Genomic DNA, 18981 nt, shown 5'->3' with positions numbered 1-18981 from the left:
GTTATACGCAAAAAGCGAATGCATATATGCATTCGCTTTTTTGTTGGCTGGATTTGGTAAGATGCAACCCAGATAAGCTTGCGGCAATGGCGATTGCACAGAGTAAGCCTGTGAGCCGGCACGCATAACAGATCATATACTTAGCAATCTATTGGGTAAGTTTTATCTTATTGTTTATCATAATTAAACGTTTATATTTTTGATTCTATCCCGAAGATAAATCAACAGGAAACCACTGATGGATTTAGCCAAGCTTTCGCGCATTAGTATGAAGCACTTAATCACTTTGCATGTGATGCTCGATACCTTGAGTGTTACCGCCAGCGCCGAACGTTTATGCTTAAGCCCTTCATCTGTTAGCAAAACCTTAAGTCAGCTTCGAGACAGTTTGAATGATGAACTGTTTTACCGTAATGGTAACTCACTGGTTGCAACGCCTTTAGCCAAACGATTAGGCCCAAGCGTGCAACAAATGATCAATGATATGAATCAGATCATGAGTCAAGATGCATTTACCCCAACAAACTATGAGGGGCATTTTTCGCTTGCGATGCGCGAAAGCACCTTTGAGCTGCTGGCCGCTAAACTCAGCGCCCATATTTTGAGTTTGGCGCCCCATATTCATCTTGATATTTACAGCAAAGACAATATCGGTTTTGATGGACTCATTAATGGCTCGTTAGATTTTGTACTGTTACCCCATGATTTGAGTCAGCCTAATCCTTCGCAAGATGATCTGGTGTGGGAAACCTTGTTCAGTGATGAAATGATTTGCTTAATGAATTCATCCCATCCTTTGGCCAAGCAATCGCATATCAGCTTTGATGACTACCTAAGCTACAGCCATATAGGCATCACTGATACGGATCTGAGTACGCCTTATTTTGATATTTTACTCGCTCAGCAATCTAAAAAACGTGCCGTCCCCATTTCGGTGCCAGACTTTGGCAGCGCGGCGTTAATGTGTCACCACAGTGAGCTGCTATTTACCTGCTCGCGCCGCTGGGCATCCATCGCCAGCCAAGCCAAAGGCTTAACCGTCAAATCTTTACCGATAGAATACGGCAAAGTGGCTTACAGCCTTGTGTGGCATAAACAAAGTATGAAGGATCCCGCGCTACGCTGGCTGTACGAGCAGATCCTGCTTTGTAGCCGTTAAAGGTAGATGGACGGTAACACGATATTTGTTAAACCTCGCTGGGCAAGGGAGGCTGCTAACGCTTCAATATCGGTTTGTGTGCAACTTGGCCAAGTTAACGCCTCATCAACCACGCCATGGTGGTGAAAGGCGTTTAATTTCACCCGCGTATCGGCACCGAGTGTCAGTAAATAGCAAGATAGCGCGTCTATCTCCTGTTCAAAATCCGTAATGCCTGGAATATGCAGCAATCTTACTTCATACAGTTTTTGCTGCTGCGCCAAGAGTTCAATCGATTTGAACACCGCATGGTTATCACGACCGGTAATGTACCTATGGGTATCTCGTTGCCATGCTTTAAGATCCACCATAGCGCCGTCTAAAAAGGGCAGTAGTTTATGCCAGCCCGTGAGGCTCAAACTGCCATTGGTATCGAGCATACAGGTTAACTGTGATAACGACGTTGAGGCCTTAATCGCTTTAAATAATTCAATAATAAATGGCAGTTGTAGACTAGCTTCGCCGCCGCTCACCGTAATGCCATTAATAAAGTGACGCTGATGGTGAAGAATCGCCAAGATCTCTTCAACAGTATATCGGGTGACTTTGGGATTGGCTTGTTGTGGACACACAGCAAGACAAGTATCGCACTGGCTACAACGGTCTTTATCCCAATGGGTCTGATGCTTATTGTTAGCGTTTATCAATGTCAGCGCCTTGTCAGGGCAGGTGGCAATGCAATCGCCACAGCCATCGCATAATCCGATGGTATGTGGGTTATGGCAGTTTTTACATTGATAGTTGCAGCCCTGCAGGAATAACACGAGCCTGCTGCCAGGCCCGTCGACACAGGAAAATGGCAATAGCTGACTAACCATTGCCTGTTTCTTTATGGCCGGTTTATTTAACGACACAAGGGGAGTGCTCATGGGCAATAACGCGTGCTTGGCGTTGCAATATTCCGGTATTCTGTGCTGCTTCAGCCCCTAAACCAGTGGTATTAAGGCGCGAGCCGCATTGTTTAAATGCTTCAATATCAGAGCGTTTTACCATATAGCCAGTGACGCGCATTAAATCGTTAGAGGCCACATTGGCGGTAAATTCCCTAAAGCCTAATTCCAGTGCTGCTTTACACAGTTGGAACATGGCTTGAGGATTGGATTTGACAGTTTCATCTATAGTCAAAATATCGCTAATCCCCGCCGTATAATACTGGTGATGCTGCGCGAGGGCTTGAATATGGGCGATGGGATTCGGTTCTGTGCCATAGGGAATGCGAACGCCTGGCGTCACGCCTTTATCGAGGCTAATACCGCCCTGTGAATGCAGCAGCGCTCGTCCATGGTAGCCATAGGTGACGGGCGTGGATTTTACTATGGTATCGAGGGCGGCAGAAATACGGTAGCCAAGTTGGTTTGCATCCATGCTATGACCATAACCTGTGGGTTTGTTTGATTGAGATGATTTGTCTGTTTCACTTGTCATCTGAGCTTGCAGAATATTTACCGCTTCAGCCATACCGTAAATACCAAACATGGGGGCAAAGCGCGATTCATCAATCAATTGTTCTTTAACTAAAAAGCTATCAAAGAAGTGCGACTCTTGATGTAAAAATGCTGAGCGCGCCTCGATAAGTTCGAAGGTGAGTGAGCAGTAATAGGGCAAAACACGCTCAAAAAAGTCATTGATTGACGTGGCCTTTAATGCCACTTCTTTCAGATTGAGTCTAACCAAGGTGTTAGCGCCGCCCGCTAATGGTAAGGCATTGTAGCAACTGACAATACCAAAGCCGCATGCATCAAACGCACTGGCATGCTGTGGGTAATTGGCGATATGCGGCTTACTGCACTGACAAATATTGGTTGTGGCAATTTGCAATAATTCATCCGGCGTGACGGCGGGGTCATACATAAAGGTCAAATTGGGGGCAACTTGTTTGAGCTCGGCATCAATGCGCAGTAGGGTACGGCAAACAATGTTGTCTGTCGGGCCAAGATTGACGTGCATAAAGGCGTCGGGCAGGGTTCTGTCAAGCATGATCCAGAACAGCTTTAGTTTACGATAAAGGGCATCCGCATCCATACCCTCCACGAAAGGCATCAAAATGTCGTCCAACTGACCTAAATACACGGGGATATTGGTCACCGATGGCACATGGTGATACAGAATCGTTAAGGCATTGAGGGCTTCATCTAAATCCTGTGCAGGTGAAAGCTCTAAATATTCTGAGCCTTGCTGAAGATAACGGGCATAATCTGGCAATACATAGCGCGGTTTAAACGGTGTATGGCCTTCAAACATATCGCAGATAACGCCGTCATTCATCGCCGCATTTACCTCAGTCGATATCGGCATATAGGGTAAACTTGCCTCAGCCTCCAACGCTAAATAATTGGATTTTTGCTTAGGTGAAAGCTGCGGGTTAGTGACAATTTGCACTAATTTATCTTGTAATAACATGGCGGTATATCCACAAGTTTTATGGTAGATAATAATCTACTGGGCGGCTCTGGCTTTAAAAAGTGAAAATAGCCGCAGCCCTGATTGATGAAATGGAAATCCGCTGACCGAGATCACAACTTGCGGCTTATTGCGATAGACCGTGGTGTCAGAATCATTCGAATAGGGTTTTACGATTGAAAATAAATGCTTGTACGGTGAGGATGGCGGGCTTATGAGGTTTTGGGGTGTAGACACGAAAAGGAAGACTCGTTAAGCCAAACTAAACAGAACTCGAGTGTAATATTGATAATCGGTAGATCAACTCTGCTGCATCCTAAATCGCGAGAATACAGCAGAGTAAGCTGTGTAGATAAATTAATAAGTACTAAATAAAGTACTTTTGTTTAAAGCACTTGCACTCAAAGCACTTTGGCGATCGATTGGGCGAGATAATCGACGTTATCTTCACTGATCCCCGCGATACTGATCCGGCTTGAACCCACCATGTAGATGCTAAATTCTTTTTGCAGACGCGCCACTTGCTCAGGATTTACACCAAGGAAAGAGAACATGCCTTTTTGGCGAGCAATAAAGCTAAAGTCGCGAGCAACACCATTGGCTTTGAGTTTTTCAACTAAAATCGCGCGGTTACCATTGATACGGTCGCGCATCACTTTGAGCTCATCAAGCCATTCTTGGGTTAATTCTTTTGATCCTAAAATCGTCTCAACAATCGCCGCGCCATGGGCAGGTGGCATAGAGTAGAGGCAGCGAACCACATAAAGCAGTACAGATTGCGCAATGTTTGCCGTGTTCGCATCCTTTGCAACCACAGAGCAGGAACCGATACGCTCACGGTACAGACCGAAGTTCTTCGAGCAAGAGCTACACAGGATCATATTATCGACCGCTGCAGCCATTTTACGCACGCCGTAGGCATCGATATCGACACCGTCACCAAAACCTTGGTAAGCCATGTCGATAAGCGGGGTAAAACCTTGCTCTTTGGTGAGGGTGACGACTTTATCCCATTGATCAGTGGTCAAATCCATCCCACTTGGGTTATGGCAGCAGGCGTGTAATAACACTACGTCATCAGGACTCACTTGCGATAATGCAGCAAGCATCTCGTCAAATTTCAACGATTTACTATCGTAGTCATAATAGGGATAAGTTTTAACTGTGATCCCAGCAGCTTCGAATAAACCTGTATGATTAGCCCATGTGGGATCGCTTACCCACAACACCGCATTAGGATTGCAACGCTTAATAAAGTCACCCGCAACACGCAGAGCGCCCGTACCGCCAGGTGTGGAAACAGTACGAATACGGTTAGCGATAATCGCGCTATGATCACTGCCAAAGGCTAACTCTGTCATCAGGGTATTAAACTGAGGCGAACCAGTTGGACCGATATAGACCTTTGTCGTCTCGGTTTCTAAACGAAATTTCTCGGCTTTTTTTACACAATTGAGAATGGGGGTGTTTCCCGCGGGATCTTTATAAACGCCGACACCTAAGTCTACTTTCTGTGGATGTGTGTCTTCGCGGTACTGGGTCAACAAGCCAAGGATCGGATCCGCAGGCATTGCGATGAGTGAGTTAAACATAGCTCCATCTACCTTTCTAGTTATTAAGCGACAGCATGAATCACATAGGATGTGCGTGATTTATCGATTGAAACCTAGGATAACGTGAATAGATGAAAACTTTAAAGTAAAAATGGTGTTTAGAGACCAATTAATCTGGCAAAAAAGCCTGCCGAAAAACCGTTTAGTTCACAATTTCACCCATTATATTTAGTATTTTTGTTATTTTTAGACTGACTTGAGTAATTTTCCGGTTTAAAAAGCCATTTTTTAGTAAAAAACGGTTGAATCCTGCGTCACTATCGGTAATTTTATAACGACGAAGCACCAACAAGGCTCCCAATCTCCTTTAATTAGTAACGTAAACTTGACGTCATGTAGTGTGAAGTTGCCATTTTGCCAATTCAGTCCGCGTGATCCTATTGATCATGCCCAAAGAGAAAGAAGATTTATTCATGAAGCAATTACGTCTTGAACCTGTTGTGCAAGTCCGTGGTGAGATTAATATTCCCGGCTCGAAAAGTATTTCAAACCGTGCCTTGCTCTTGGCGACCTTAGCCCAAGGCACGACTACGCTCACCAATTTGCTTGACTCAGATGATATTCGCCATATGCTGGCTTCCCTTAAGCAATTAGGGGTTGAGTATCGTTTATCCCATAACAATACCGTGTGCGAACTGGCCGGATTAGGGGGCGTGATGTCATCGAAGCAGGCGCAAACTCTATTTTTAGGCAATGCCGGTACGGCCATGCGCCCGCTATGCGCCGCATTAACCTTAGGCCAAGGTGAGTTTACCTTAACCGGCGAGCCACGCATGGAAGAACGTCCGATAGGCGATCTGGTCGATGCCTTAAGACAATTGGGTGCTAATATTGTTTATCTTAAAAATGATGGTTTCCCGCCATTAACCATTAATGCGACAGGCCTTAATGGTGGTGATGTGGAAATTGTCGGGGATCTCTCAAGCCAATTTTTAACCGCGTTATTGATGGTCGCGCCGCTTGCTAAGGGTAGTGTGAATATCCATGTCAAAGGCGAGTTAGTCTCTAAACCCTATATTGATATCACGTTGGCGTTGATGGCACAGTTTGGGGTTAAGGTCATCAATCATCATTACGCTCGCTTTGAGATCCCTGCTGGTCAGCATTATGTGTCACCGGGTAAAGTACTGGTTGAAGGGGATGCATCCTCTGCATCGTACTTTTTAGCCGCAGGTGCAATCAAAGGCGGTGAGGTGAAAGTCACAGGTGTGGGGCGTTTAAGCATTCAGGGCGATGTGAAATTTGCCGATGTGCTGGAAAAAATGGGCGCCGATATTGAGTGGGGCGATGACTACATTATTGCCCGCGGTGCACCGTTAACTGCGGTTGATTTAGATATGAACCATATTCCCGATGCGGCCATGACCATTGCAACGGCCGCATTATTTGCTAAAGGCACGACAGTTATTCGCAATATCTACAACTGGCGCATCAAAGAGACTGATCGCTTAGCTGCTATGGCAACTGAGTTGCGTAAAGTCGGCGCTGAGGTAGAAGAAGGCAATGACTACATAAAGATCACTCCGCCTGCGGTACTGAATACTGCGCAGATAGATACCTATAACGACCATCGTATGGCCATGTGCTTCTCCATGCTAGCGTTTGCCGACTGTGGTATCACCATCAATGATCCCGATTGCACCTCAAAAACCTTCCCTGACTATTTTGTTCAATTCGCCAGCCTCAAGGTCTAACGTTTTCTGATAACAGATTGACTTATGGCCATATCAAATAAAAGAAGCCGTATTTGAGCGGCTTCTAAACTTCATGAAAAATCCACGGATTTTATTTGGGTATTATTGTATAATGCGGCGCGCTCATTTTCGGGGCTCTACTTATGAACTCACGGATGATGATTATTTTTTGCGGAGGAATGTATGTCTGAACGGGCTCCTGTAGTCACAATCGACGGCCCAAGTGGTGCTGGTAAAGGAACAATTAGCCAATTACTGGCTAAGCATCTAGGATGGCAACTGCTTGATAGTGGTGCAATTTATCGAGTACTTGCACTGGCGGCCATTCATCACGACGTAGAACTGGAAAATGAAGAATCTATCACATTGCTGGCTTCACACCTCGATGTGAAATTTTTAACAGGCAATGAAAAAGATCCAGTTCAAGTGATTCTAGAAGGTGAAGACGTCACCACTGCGATACGTACCCAAGAATGTTCTAATGCAGCCTCTAAAGTGGCTGCGTTTCCGCGAGTCCGGGAAGCCTTATTGCGTCGCCAACGTGCCTTTAGAACCGCTCCCGGATTGATTGCCGATGGTCGCGATATGGGGACGGTTGTTTTCCCAACCGCATCGGCTAAATTATATTTAACCGCATCTGCACAGGAGCGTGCCCAAAGACGCTATAATCAGTTGCAGGACAAGGGCTTCGATGTTAATATCGAGCGCCTTTTAGCTGAAATTATCGAGCGAGACGACCGCGATATGAATCGTCCAGTGGCGCCATTGGTCCCGGCCGAGAATGCGCTCGTTATCGATACGAGCGATAAAGGTATTGATGAAGTACTTGAGCTTGCGCTCAACTACATCAACCAAAAGTTATCCAGCACTAACTAAATTATTGCTCGGGTAGGTATTCGTATTAAGGATGATACGGATAATTTGACTGACTCCACGTCTAGGATTGACTGTGGTTTATTACATTAAAGTAACTTAAACATGACTGAATCTTTTGCTGATCTATTTGAACAATCCCTTCAAACTCTGGAGTTTCGTCCAGGCTCTATCGTTCGTGGTACTGTAGTTGCTATCGAAAACGGTATGGTTTTGGTTGATGCAGGTCTGAAGTCTGAAAGCCCAATCCCAGCTGAACAATTCAAAAACGCTCAAGGCGTTTTAGAAATCGCTGTTGGTGATGAAGTTGACGTAGCTCTTGACTCTGTTGAAGACGGCTTCGGTGAGACTCAACTGTCTCGCGAAAAAGCGAAACGTCACGAAGCTTGGATCGTTCTGGAAAAAGCTTACGAAGATGCTGAAACTGTAATCGGTATCATCAATGGTAAAGTGAAAGGCGGTTTCACTGTTGAATTAAACGGTATCCGTGCCTTCTTACCAGGTTCTCTAGTTGATGTGCGCCCAGTTCGCGACACCGCTCACTTAGAGTACAAAGAATTAGAATTCAAAGTTATCAAACTAGACCAGAAGCGTAACAACGTTGTTGTTTCTCGTCGTGCAGTTATCGAATCAGAAAGCAGCGCTGAGCGTGATGCACTGTTAGAAAACCTGCAAGAAGGTCAAGCAGTTAAAGGTATCGTTAAGAACCTGACTGACTACGGTGCATTCGTAGATTTAGGTGGCGTTGACGGTCTGTTACATATCACTGATATGGCATGGAAACGCGTTAAGCACCCATCTGAAATCGTAAATGTTGGTGACGAAATCAACGTTAAAGTTCTGAAGTACGATCGTGAGCGCACTCGTGTATCTCTAGGTCTGAAACAACTTGGCGAAGATCCATGGTTAGAAATCAGCAAGCGCTACCCAGAAAACACTAAGTTAACTGGTCGCGTAACTAACCTGACTGACTACGGCTGTTTCGTTGAAATCGAAGAAGGCGTTGAAGGTTTAGTTCACGTTTCTGAAATGGATTGGACTAACAAGAACATCCACCCATCTAAAGTGGTTAACTTAGGTGATGAAGTTGAAGTTCTGGTTCTGGACATCGATGAAGAGCGTCGTCGTATTTCTCTAGGTCTGAAGCAATGTAAGACCAACCCATGGGATGACTTCGCAACTCGTTACAACAAAGGCGACAAGGTTTCTGGTAAGATCAAGTCAATCACTGACTTCGGTATCTTCATCGGTCTTGACGGCGGTATCGATGGTTTAGTTCACCTGTCTGACATTTCTTGGAACGGCACTGGCGAAGACGCAGTATCTGAGTACAAGAAAGGCGACGAAATCCACGCAGTGGTTCTGTCTGTTGACCCAGAGCGTGAGCGTATCAGCTTAGGTGTTAAACAAACTGAAGACGACCCATTCAACGCTTACTTAGCTGACAAGAAGAAAGGTACTATCGTACACGGTACTGTTTCTGCTGTTGATGCTAAAGGTGTGACTGTTGAACTGGCTGACACTGTTGAAGGTTACATCCGTGTAGCTGACATCAGCCGTGAGCGCATCGAAGATGCATCTACTGTTTACTCTGTAGGTGACGCTATCGAAGCTAAGTTCATGGGTGTTGACCGTAAGAACCGTTCTATCAGCCTGTCAATCAAAGCGAAAGACGAAGCTGAAGAAAAAGAAGTGATGGCGACCTTGAATAAACAAGAAGACGCTGTTATTAGTAATGCAATGGCTGAAGCGTTTAAAGCAGCTCGCAAATAATCGCCTGTTGTATGGGGAGTTTTCCTCCCCATTAGGTGACTGTGTTTGGCTTGATAATAGGGGATAGCTAGGATGACAAAATCCGAACTGATCGAAAAACTCGCCACCAGGCAGTCGCAGCTGTCGGCGAAAGAGGTAGAAGGCGCAATCAAAGAGATGTTGGAGCAAATGGCAACGACATTAGAAAGCGGTGATCGTATTGAGATCCGTGGCTTTGGTAGTTTCTCGCTTCATTATCGTGCACCGCGTACTGGCCGCAATCCAAAGACTGGTTCATCAGTCGAATTGGAAGGCAAATACGTCCCGCACTTTAAGCCAGGCAAAGAACTGCGCGAACGCGTTGACGCTGTCAATGTTTAATTGACCGCATTGCAAAAAGCCTCCGCAAGGGGGCTTTTTTATACCTAATGGAAGGCAAAGCTGGTCAGCTCAGTAAATTTCTTGGATAATCAGAAAATTGAAAGGCAGTTAGGGAGTCCGACGTGAAATCTTTTGTAGCGACAGTCCTTGTGGCACTGTTATTTATCGTGGCTTTAGTGTTTGGCGCACGTAATGAACAAGTAGTGACAATCAGCTACTTTGTGGCTCAGGGTGAGTACCGTTTACCCGTCGTGTTAGCGGTGGTTTTCTTTACGGGCTTTATGCTCAGTTGGCTCGTGGCGAGCTATTATATTGTCAGACTCAAATTGGCTTTAGCGGCGACGAGAAAGAAATTAACGCTTCAAACCGCTAAAAAACCTCAAGGTGTAGACGCCTAATATGCTTGAGATCCTCTTCCTGTTGCTCCCAATAGCTGCCGGTTACGGTTGGTATATGGGACGGCGGAGTATAAGGCAAAATCAGAGTAATCAGCGTAAACAATTAAGTCGTGATTATTTCACTGGCTTGAATTTCCTGTTGTCTAACGAGTCGGACAAAGCGGTCGACTTGTTTATCAGTATGCTCGATGTGGACGATGAAACCATCGATACCCATCTGTCCCTCGGTTCTTTATTCCGTAAGCGCGGTGAAGTTGACCGCTCGATTCGTATTCACCAAAACTTAATTGCCCGCCCAACATTGACCAATGAACAGCGCGATATCGCCATGATGGAGCTGGGCAAAGACTATCTTGCAGCGGGATTTTATGATCGCGCCGAGGAAATTTTTCTAAATTTAGTCAGTCAAGATGACCATAGCGAAGAGTCAGAGACACAATTAATTGCGATTTACCAAGTGATTAAGGAATGGCAAAAGGCTATCGATATCACCAAACGTTTAAGCCGTAAACGGCAGCAGGTGCTCAAACCGATTACAGCACATTTTTATTGTCAGCTTGCCGATGAAACCAGCGATGATGCAGAGAAGATCAAGTTACTGCAGCAAGCCCTAAAACAAGATCCCAAATGTGGCCGCGCCTTATTGACCCTTGCCAAGAAATTCCTCGATGCGAAGGATTACAGCCAGTGTAAATCCATGCTTATAGCCTTAAAAAAGGCTGATATTGAGCTTTTTGCCGATGCATTACCGACGGCGAAACAAGTGTATCGCGATACCCAAGATAAAGAGGGCTATCAAGAGTTATTGGCAGGCGCTATGGCTGAAGGCGCTGGTGTATCCGTGGTGGTTGCGCTTGCCCAACATATGATAAGCCTTGATGAGATAAAAGCCGCCGAAAACATGGTGCTGGATGCGCTGTATCGCCATCCTACCATGAAGGGCTTTCAGCACTTAATGCAGATGCATTTACGCCAAGCAGAAGAAGGGCAAGCCAAACAAAGTTTGACTATGCTTGAGCAACTTGTTGAACAACAAATTAAATTCCGTCCAAGCTATCGCTGTAAAGAATGTGGTTTTCCATCCCATACGCTGTATTGGCATTGTCCTTCTTGCAAAAAATGGGGCACCATTAAACGGATACGAGGATTGGACGGTGAATAACCTTTTGAAATACCTAGTTAGTGTAACCCTGTTGGAGAGATGATGACGACTAAACCTATCCTCGTAGCGCTTGATTACGATAATAAAAACCATGCTTTACAATTGATAGATCAACTCGATCCCAACATGTGTCGCCTGAAAGTCGGCAAAGAAATGTTTACCCTGTTTGGCCCACAACTGGTGAAAGATATCCACGAACGTGGCTTTGATCTTTTCCTTGACTTAAAGTTTCACGATATTCCCAATACTGTTGCTAAAGCAGTCACTGCTGCAGCGGAACTTGGCGTGTGGATGACAAACGTCCATGCCAGCGGTGGCTTGGCCATGATGGAAGCGGCAAAAAAGGCTTTGCAGCCATACGGTAAAGAGGCGCCAATGCTGATTGCCGTGACGGTATTAACCTCAATGAGCGATGAAGACCTTAAATTGATAGGTATTGATGTGCCTGCATTTGAGCATGTTCAGCGTTTAGCTAAATTGACTAAACAGGCAGAACTTGATGGTGTTGTCTGTTCGGCCCAAGAGGCGAGCATACTTAAGTCACTATTAGGTCAAGACTTTAAATTGATTACCCCAGGCATTCGACCTGTCGGTAGTGATGTTGGTGACCAACACCGCGTGATGACGCCGCCTGAGGCGCTTGCCGCCGGTGCTGATTATTTAGTGATTGGTCGTCCGATCACTAAGGCGACTGATCCTCTGGCTGCGCTGCAGGCCATTCACCAGTCATTGGTTTAGCGAACTGGTTAGCACCATTTTAGCTGTTAAGGATCATCAGACAATACCGTTCACGGAGAACGTCCATGCTCAATACTACGATGTTTAATTATCAGGGTAAGAATGTTGTCGTTGTCGGTGGGACCAGTGGCATTAATCTCGCAATCGCCATTGCATTTGCCCATGCGGGTGCCAATGTGGCGGTGGCGAGTCGAAGCCAAGATAAGGTCGATGCCGCTGTGTTACAGCTTAAACAAGCTCATCCTGAGGGTATTCACCTTGGGGTGAGTTTTGATGTGAGAGACTTAGTCGCTGTCGAGCAAGGTTTTGAGGCGATCGCCTCTGAGTTTGGCTTTATTGATGTGTTAGTTAGTGGCGCGGCTGGAAACTTCCCTGCAACCGCCGCTAAACTCACTGCAAATGGCTTTAAAGCGGTGATGGATATTGATTTGTTGGGTAGTTTTCAAGTACTGAAAACGGCTTATCCTTTACTGCGTCGCCCACAGGGGAATATTATTCAAATTTCTGCGCCGCAGGCATCTATTGCGATGCCAATGCAGGCCCATGTTTGTGCCGCAAAAGCGGGGGTGGACATGCTGACTCGAACGCTCGCAATTGAATGGGGCTGTGAAGGGATTCGAATTAACTCCATTATTCCAGGCCCGATTACAGGCACAGAAGGCTTTAATCGTTTAGCGCCGAGTGTGGTCCTGCAGCAACAAGTGGCACAATCTGTACCGTTAAAACGAAATGGCGAAGGGCAAGATATTGCCAACGCAGCGTTATTTTTAGGCTCTGAGCTGGCATCCTATATCACGGGTGTTGTACTTCCCGTCGATGGTGGTTGGTCACTGGGCGGTGCCAGTATCGCGATGACTGCCTTAGGTGAATTAGCTGCAAAGGGCAGTAACTAAAATAGTTATAACTCATTTATTTAATAGAAAATCGGGTGAAAATCCATGGCTAATGCATTACAAGAGCAGCTACTGAAAGCTGGACTTGCCAGTAAACAAAAAGTGCGTGATGTGAAAACGCAAAAGCGTCGTGATAAAAAAGCGCGGGTTGATGATGGCTCAAGCGCATTAAAACTCGAGATTGCCGAGCAAAAACGCTTACAAGCAGAAAAAGACAAAGCCCTCAATGAGCAACGCTTTGCAGAGGCAACTGCCCGTGGACAAGTGCGTGGATTAGTGAGTGAATTCACGCAATTTGCCATCAAGATCCCAAGTCATGCCGAGATCAAATTCAACTATACGCTCGATAGTAAAATTTACTCCGTCTATATCGATGAGAAAATTCAATCCGAGTTGCTTAAAGGGCAATTAGGGATTGTTCGATACGAAGATAAGAGCTACTTGGTCCCCCACAAGCTTGCCGAACGTGTGAATCTATTGGTGCCACAATGGTGTGGCTATTTATGGCAGCAGGATGCGGGCAAGGCAATAGAAGTCGAAGATGACCCTTATGCTGATTATGCGATCCCTGACGATTTAATGTGGTAATCGATATGTTAATCGTGAGCTAAGCCGACAATCATCAAGTCAATTCTGGCTATACTATAACCCTTAAGGCAACTTAAGGGTTTTTTATTGTCGGTTATTTACGCTGTTGCTGTTTGCGATGAGAACTTTGCACCAAAGTGTATTTGTAATGAGATTGTTTTCTGTATAGAACTGGTATAAATTAAAACAACTGTTTTAATCCTACGTTTAAGAGTCTACCAATGAATCCTTACCAAGCCCCGTTAGCAGATATGCGTTTCTTACTGGAACAGGTTTTCGATGCCCCCAATACTTGGTCACAATTACCTGATATTGCTGAAATGGTTGATATGGATACGGCCAACGCGATTCTTGAAGAAGCGGCAAAAATCAGCGCGCAATTAATCCATCCGTTAAACCGTGCAGGCGATGAGCAGGGCGTTTTACACCAAGATAATTGTGTGATTACCCCCGAGGGGTATAAAGCGGTTTATGATCAATATTCCCAGGGTGGTTGGGTAGGCTTATGCGGTGAGCCGGAGTTTGGTGGCATGGGCATGCCCAAAATGCTCGGTGTATTAGTGGATGAAATGGCTTATAGCGCCTGTAATGCGTTTACGCTTTATGGCTCGTTAACTGCGGGGGCCGCGTTGTGTATCAATGCCCACGGCAGCGAAGTATTAAAACAAGCCTATTTGCCTAAGTTATATTCTGGCGAATGGGCTGGAGCAATGGATATGACAGAGCCACAGGCTGGCTCGGATCTGCGTAATATTCGCACTCGTGCTGTCCCACAGGAAGATGGAAGTTATGCGATCAGTGGCAGCAAAATCTTTATCACTGGCGGTGATCACGATCTGACCGAGAACGTCATTCACTTAGTGCTCGCAAAATTACCTGAAAGCAAAGGTATTTCACTGTTTCTCGTGCCAAAAATCACCGTCAATAAAGATGGCTGCTTAGGTGGGACTAACGGTGTTAGTGTGGGGTCAATTGAGCACAAAATGGGCCTTAAGGGCTCTGCAACCTGCGTGATGAATTTTGATGAAGCAAAGGGCTATCTGATTGGCGAGCCGAATCGTGGCCTTGTCTGCATGTTCACTATGATGAACTACGAACGTTTAGCCATAGGTATTCAAGGGCTCGGTAGCGCGCAAGCTGCATATCAAATGGCCACTGATTATGCTAAAGAACGTAGTCAAGGCGTTGCCGCCGGTGGCTCGCCCACGGGCTCTGATTCTGATCCGATTATTGTCCATGGCGATGTACGCCGTATGTTACTGACAATCCGTGCGATGACTGAAGCAGGACGCGCACTCTCGGTATTTACTGGTAAGCAACTCGATCTAGCAAAATATGCTCAAGATGACGTAAAAGCCAAAGCTGCCCGTTATGTTGGTTTATTAACGCCTGTCGCTAAAGCGTTTTTAACCGACCGTGGTTTAGATGCCACCATTATGGCGCAGCAAGTCTTTGGTGGGCATGGTTATATTCGCGAAACGGGCGTTGAGCAACTGGTGCGTGATACCCGTATCGCGCAAATCTATGAAGGGACAAACGGTATTCAAGCCATTGACTTCCTCGGTAGAAAAGTCACGGGTGACAACTTAGCGACGCTAAAAGAGTTTGTGGCTGAATTAAAAGCACAAATGCGCGAGTTTACGCAGGTCGACGGTGTAAAAATTGCCGCAGTCTGTGCTCGTTTAGATGCTTTAGTCAATGTGGCCGAATCGGTCAATGAGCAAAAACTGACGCAACCGGCGTTAATCAATGCCTGTGCTGTCGACTTTTTAGATGCCTTTGGTTACAGCGTATATGGTTTTTATTGGTTAGCTATGTTGGATAAAGTCCCTAGTGCAGAGGATCAAAACTTTGCCGAGCAGAAAGCTTATCTTGCGAAATTTTATTTTGATAAGCTACTGCCTAAAGCGGACTATCATTTAGCACAAGTGCGTGCGGGTGATGTCAGCACTATGGCGATGCCAGCTGAATTATTCTAAGTTTGAATAGACTGCAGTAAAAGAGAAAAAGCACTGACTTATCAGTGCTTTTTAGTTTAATCAGTTAATTTTTTTAACCGTGTTAAGTTCTTTGACAGATGTTTGGCTAGTGTGTGCTTGCTGTTCAACTGTGGCCATTAGTCGAGTTAAAAAGTCCGCGCTAAACGCAGGTTTGCGTTGTTTTTTCGTTTCAGGGCTTATGCCATTCTCAAGTACCACAAATAAGATATCCCGCTGTTGTGGTATTCGAATAAAACCAGCTAAATTGGCAACCCCTTGCATTGAACCTGTTTTGGCAAAAACACGGTTTTTGAGTGGTGGTTGAGTGTAACCCTGTCGATATTTTAGCGTACCGCTGACTCCTGCCTCGGGCAAACTATCAATCAAGCTGTGAAAGCGAGCATCTTGATACATGAGTGTAAGCACATCAGCTAATTGCTTAGCACTCAACAAGTTATAGCGAGAAAGCCCAGAACCATCGACGATATTGGCATTGGTTAAGTCAATCCCTAACTCAGTCAGAATATGTCGCATGGCCGCCGCGCCATAAGTAAAACTCCCCTGAGTTTTATAATAGTCTTGCCCTACACGTTTAAACAAACTGTCAGCGATCAGGTTGTCCGACTTAAGTAACATCGTCTTTAATAGCTCGGGCAATGGCGCACTGCGATGGCTGGCAATAAGTTTTGCCTTATCAGGGATATCATGGCCAATTTTAACTTTGCCCGAGAGGGAAATTTTTCCTTTTAGCGTGGCCGTTAAGGTGTCGATGGCAAATTTTTGCGGATCGCTAATCGCGATCGCGAGCGGTATGGCTTCACTGCCGGGATAACAGCCCCGCAGATGATATTGATTTTGGCTTAAGCGGACTAAATCAAGTTGGCAAAAATCATGATTCGCTTGAGGGGAAAAAATTGCATCACTGCTGACGTTAACACCATAACTGTTCGCGCTTAATGTTACCCGAGACGTTTGTTTTGCAGAGCTTGGCACAAACTGCCCATATACACAGTTTTGATTGATGATGTAGCTCGACACTGGTGCCGCAAAACAAATGCCGAGATCGTCCCAAACCCAGCCAGGCGCTTGTAATTGTTCTTGTTTATCTCCAACAAGATATAAGTGCCCCTCAATTCGCTTTATGCCCAGTTTTTGTAGCTGAGCGAATAAAGCCTTCAAATCCTCGTGGGTTAATGTGGGATCGCCGCTAAAGCGTAAATATACACTCCCTTCAACATGTCCCTGGCGGATTGGGGCATCACTCCAAAGATCTGTCACATAGCTAAATTCTGGTCCAAGTGCAGCTAAGGCCGTGACAGCGGTAAGCACTTTTTGGGTGCTGGCAGGGATAAACAAGGTATCGGCTTGCTGGCTGTAAAGCTGCTTGTCGTTCGACATATCATGGGCAAGTAACGCAATTTGCGAATGAGACGGCGCTATATCACTCATTTGTTGGTCAAGCGTAGTATGCTTAATATCTGCGGCAGCTGCCCACACATTACTTGGGAATAGGGCAGTTGCAACTACCGTTAGCAGTAAGCCCGTTGAACGAGGTAAGGTGAATAATCGGGAAAACGTTTCCATGTCTGTTGTTTATTAACTCTCTTTGTTAGCGATCATGACTGCCGTCATCTTTTTCCATAAGGCGATACAGCCTTAGGGTGACAAATAAAACTAACCCGATAAACAGTGGTAAAATGAGTAACCCAAGTTGCGCTTTAAAATGAAAAATTCCCCAAGCTAAGGCTAAGGTAAGAGCAAGGGTAAACAGGATTTTTTTATTCATAGGGTTTGTAATGTTGGCTGAAGACGTTTTAGTTTACGCTAAAACACTCAAGACAAGCACGCTTGCATCCGTAAGAACCAATATTTTGTGATTTAACCACCATTTTGTGATTACCTCAGTGATAGACGCTTATGGCATATAGAACAAAGGCTGAAGGACGCTTGCCAGTGCATATGCATTTAGGCAGAATCAGTGGTAGTGTTCATAATTCTGTGTCATTTCAGTAAAATATTCAAAAACAGGAATGACACATGACCCAACCTTTTAACTTCGAACAAGCCCTTAAAGATCTGCAATCAGGTAAAAGCCTCACAGGTAAAGACAGCATTCTTGGCCCACTGATCAAGCAACTCACTGAAGCCGCTCTCCAGGCTGAGCTTGAGCAGCATTTAGCGCATGATCCTCAGCCTAATCGTAAAAATGGCAAAACCCCTAAGACCATTAAGCATCCGTCCGGTAACTTTGAGTTAGACGCGCCTAGAGACCGCAATGGCACCTTTGAGCCTCAGTTGATTAAGAAAAATCAAACGACACTAACCGATGAAATCGAACGTAAAGTGTTATCGATGTTCAGTATAGGTATGAGCTATCGCGATATTAATCAACATGTTGAAGATATGTATGGGCTCAATGTGTCTAACGCAACAGTCAGTGCTATCACTGACAAACTCATCCCCGAACTTAAAGCGTGGCAACAGCGCCCATTAGATAGCCATTATCCTATCGTTTGGCTTGATGCGATACATTATAAAGTCAAAGAGGATGGGCGTTACGTCAGTAAAGCCGTTTACACATTGTTAGCGCTTAATATGAAAGGAAAAAAGGAAATTTTAGGGCTTCACTTATCCGAAAATGAAGGCGCTAATTACTGGCTATCCGTACTGACCGATCTTAATAATCGTGGTGTAAAAGATATTCTTATCGCCTGTGTTGACGGCTTGACCGGTTTCCCTGAGGCCATAGCCAGTATCTTTCCTCATACGGAAACACAGCTATGCGTTATCCACCAGATCCGTAACTCAATGAAGTATGTCGCCTCAAAAAATCAGAAAGCGTTTATGGCTGATTTAAAGCCTGTGTATCGAGCCGTGAGTAAAGAAGCCGCAGAGATGGCATTGGACGAACTGGAGGCCAAATGGGGTGATGCTTATCCGCTGGTAATCAACTCTTGGCGTCGCAAATGGCATAATTTGTCCCATTATTTTAAGTACCCAGAACATATCAGGAAAGTGATTTACACGACCAATGCGGTTGAGGCTGTACATCGCCAATTTAGAAAGCTCACCAAAACCAAAGGTGCATTTCCTAATGAAAATAGCTTGTTGAAGCTACTTTACGCAGGCATATTAAACGCCTCAGATAAATGGACTATGCCAATCCACAATTGGAGCCTTTGTTTATCTCAGTTAGCGATTTATTTTGAAGGACGTTTAGATAGCGTGCTAGAAATTTAAAAATTAGCCTGACACAGAATTTTGAACGCCCTCGAATCAGTCTAATCTTGCACTTATCATTGGCAATCAATC

The 18981-nt window shown here is 45.3% G+C and carries 17 protein-coding genes; 12 read left to right on the top strand and 5 right to left on the bottom strand.

Annotated elements, in window-relative coordinates; all coding sequences use genetic code 11:
- Positions 1-238: 238 nt before the first annotated feature.
- Complete coding sequence (locus SO_RS11045; RefSeq protein WP_011072387.1) at positions 239-1159, top strand: LysR family transcriptional regulator; 921 nt, start codon at positions 239-241, stop codon at positions 1157-1159.
- On the opposite strand, the gene SO_RS11040 is transcribed toward SO_RS11045, so the two are convergent.
- The 3 genes from SO_RS11040 to SO_RS11030 form a co-directional block, all read right to left on the bottom strand.
- Positions 1156-2016 (bottom strand): YjjW family glycine radical enzyme activase, encoded by an 861-nt coding sequence (locus SO_RS11040; protein WP_011072386.1) that lies wholly within the window; start codon positions 2014-2016, stop codon positions 1156-1158. The two genes, SO_RS11045 and SO_RS11040, sit on opposite strands and share 4 nt — an antisense overlap.
- A gap of 22 nt (positions 2017-2038) precedes the next feature.
- Entirely contained in the window at positions 2039-3598 is a 1560-nt protein-coding gene (locus tag SO_RS11035; RefSeq protein WP_011072385.1) for a YjjI family glycine radical enzyme, read from the bottom strand.
- Between the two features lie 401 nt (positions 3599-3999).
- Positions 4000-5190 carry an amino acid aminotransferase gene (locus tag SO_RS11030; protein WP_011072384.1) on the bottom strand — a complete coding sequence of 397 codons (1191 nt, stop codon included), beginning with the start codon at positions 5188-5190 and terminating at the stop codon, positions 4000-4002.
- A 434-nt stretch (positions 5191-5624) separates the two neighbouring features.
- Between SO_RS11030 and aroA the strand changes: the two genes are divergently transcribed.
- From aroA to SO_RS10980, 10 genes are all read left to right on the top strand, one after another.
- The gene (gene aroA / locus SO_RS11025; protein ID WP_011072383.1) at positions 5625-6905 is read left to right on the top strand and encodes a 3-phosphoshikimate 1-carboxyvinyltransferase; all 1281 of its coding nucleotides are present in this window, start codon (positions 5625-5627) and stop codon (positions 6903-6905) included.
- Positions 6906-7088: 183 nt separating this feature from the next.
- Positions 7089-7781, top strand: a complete 693-nt coding sequence (cmk, locus tag SO_RS11020) for a (d)CMP kinase (protein ID WP_011072382.1) — start codon at positions 7089-7091, stop codon at positions 7779-7781.
- Positions 7782-7883: 102 nt separating this feature from the next.
- Positions 7884-9551, top strand: coding sequence for a 30S ribosomal protein S1 (rpsA, locus tag SO_RS11015; protein WP_011072381.1), 1668 nt, complete (start codon positions 7884-7886; stop codon positions 9549-9551).
- Positions 9552-9623: 72 nt separating this feature from the next.
- Positions 9624-9911 (top strand): integration host factor subunit beta, encoded by a 288-nt coding sequence (ihfB, locus tag SO_RS11010; protein ID WP_011072380.1) that lies wholly within the window; start codon positions 9624-9626, stop codon positions 9909-9911.
- A 122-nt stretch (positions 9912-10033) separates the two neighbouring features.
- Positions 10034-10309 (top strand): LapA family protein, encoded by a 276-nt coding sequence (locus SO_RS11005; RefSeq protein WP_011072379.1) that lies wholly within the window; start codon positions 10034-10036, stop codon positions 10307-10309.
- 1 nt (position 10310) lies between these two features.
- Positions 10311-11471: a lipopolysaccharide assembly protein LapB gene (gene lapB / locus SO_RS11000; protein WP_011072378.1), complete on the top strand. Its 1161-nt coding sequence runs from the start codon at positions 10311-10313 to the stop codon at positions 11469-11471.
- 42 nt (positions 11472-11513) lie between these two features.
- Positions 11514-12209 (top strand): orotidine-5'-phosphate decarboxylase, encoded by a 696-nt coding sequence (gene pyrF, locus SO_RS10995; RefSeq protein ID WP_011072377.1) that lies wholly within the window; start codon positions 11514-11516, stop codon positions 12207-12209.
- Between the two features lie 65 nt (positions 12210-12274).
- Positions 12275-13102, top strand: a complete 828-nt coding sequence (locus tag SO_RS10990) for an SDR family oxidoreductase (RefSeq protein WP_011072376.1) — start codon at positions 12275-12277, stop codon at positions 13100-13102.
- 45 nt (positions 13103-13147) lie between these two features.
- Positions 13148-13690: a DUF2058 domain-containing protein gene (locus SO_RS10985; protein WP_011072375.1), complete on the top strand. Its 543-nt coding sequence runs from the start codon at positions 13148-13150 to the stop codon at positions 13688-13690.
- Positions 13691-13911: 221 nt separating this feature from the next.
- The gene (locus tag SO_RS10980; protein WP_011072374.1) at positions 13912-15669 is read left to right on the top strand and encodes an acyl-CoA dehydrogenase family protein; all 1758 of its coding nucleotides are present in this window, start codon (positions 13912-13914) and stop codon (positions 15667-15669) included.
- Positions 15670-15729: 60 nt separating this feature from the next.
- On the opposite strand, the gene dacB is transcribed toward SO_RS10980, so the two are convergent.
- Together dacB and SO_RS23015 are read right to left on the bottom strand one after the other, a co-directional pair.
- Positions 15730-17253, bottom strand: coding sequence for a D-alanyl-D-alanine carboxypeptidase/D-alanyl-D-alanine endopeptidase (gene dacB / locus SO_RS10975; RefSeq protein ID WP_011072373.1), 1524 nt, complete (start codon positions 17251-17253; stop codon positions 15730-15732).
- A gap of 25 nt (positions 17254-17278) precedes the next feature.
- Positions 17279-17455 carry a hypothetical protein gene (locus tag SO_RS23015; RefSeq protein ID WP_011072372.1) on the bottom strand — a complete coding sequence of 59 codons (177 nt, stop codon included), beginning with the start codon at positions 17453-17455 and terminating at the stop codon, positions 17279-17281.
- Between the two features lie 251 nt (positions 17456-17706).
- On the opposite strand from SO_RS23015, the gene SO_RS10970 reads away from it, so the two are divergent.
- On the top strand, positions 17707-18909 hold the full coding sequence (locus SO_RS10970; RefSeq protein ID WP_005054087.1) for an IS256-like element ISSod4 family transposase: 1203 nt from the start codon (positions 17707-17709) through the stop codon (positions 18907-18909).
- The last annotated feature ends 72 nt before the right edge of the window (positions 18910-18981 follow it).

Source organism: Shewanella oneidensis MR-1 (assembly GCF_000146165.2).
Taxonomy (GTDB): Bacteria; Pseudomonadota; Gammaproteobacteria; order Enterobacterales; family Shewanellaceae; genus Shewanella; species Shewanella oneidensis.
Note: the sequence above shows the minus strand (reverse complement) of the source record. Positions and strands in the feature narration are given on the sequence as shown.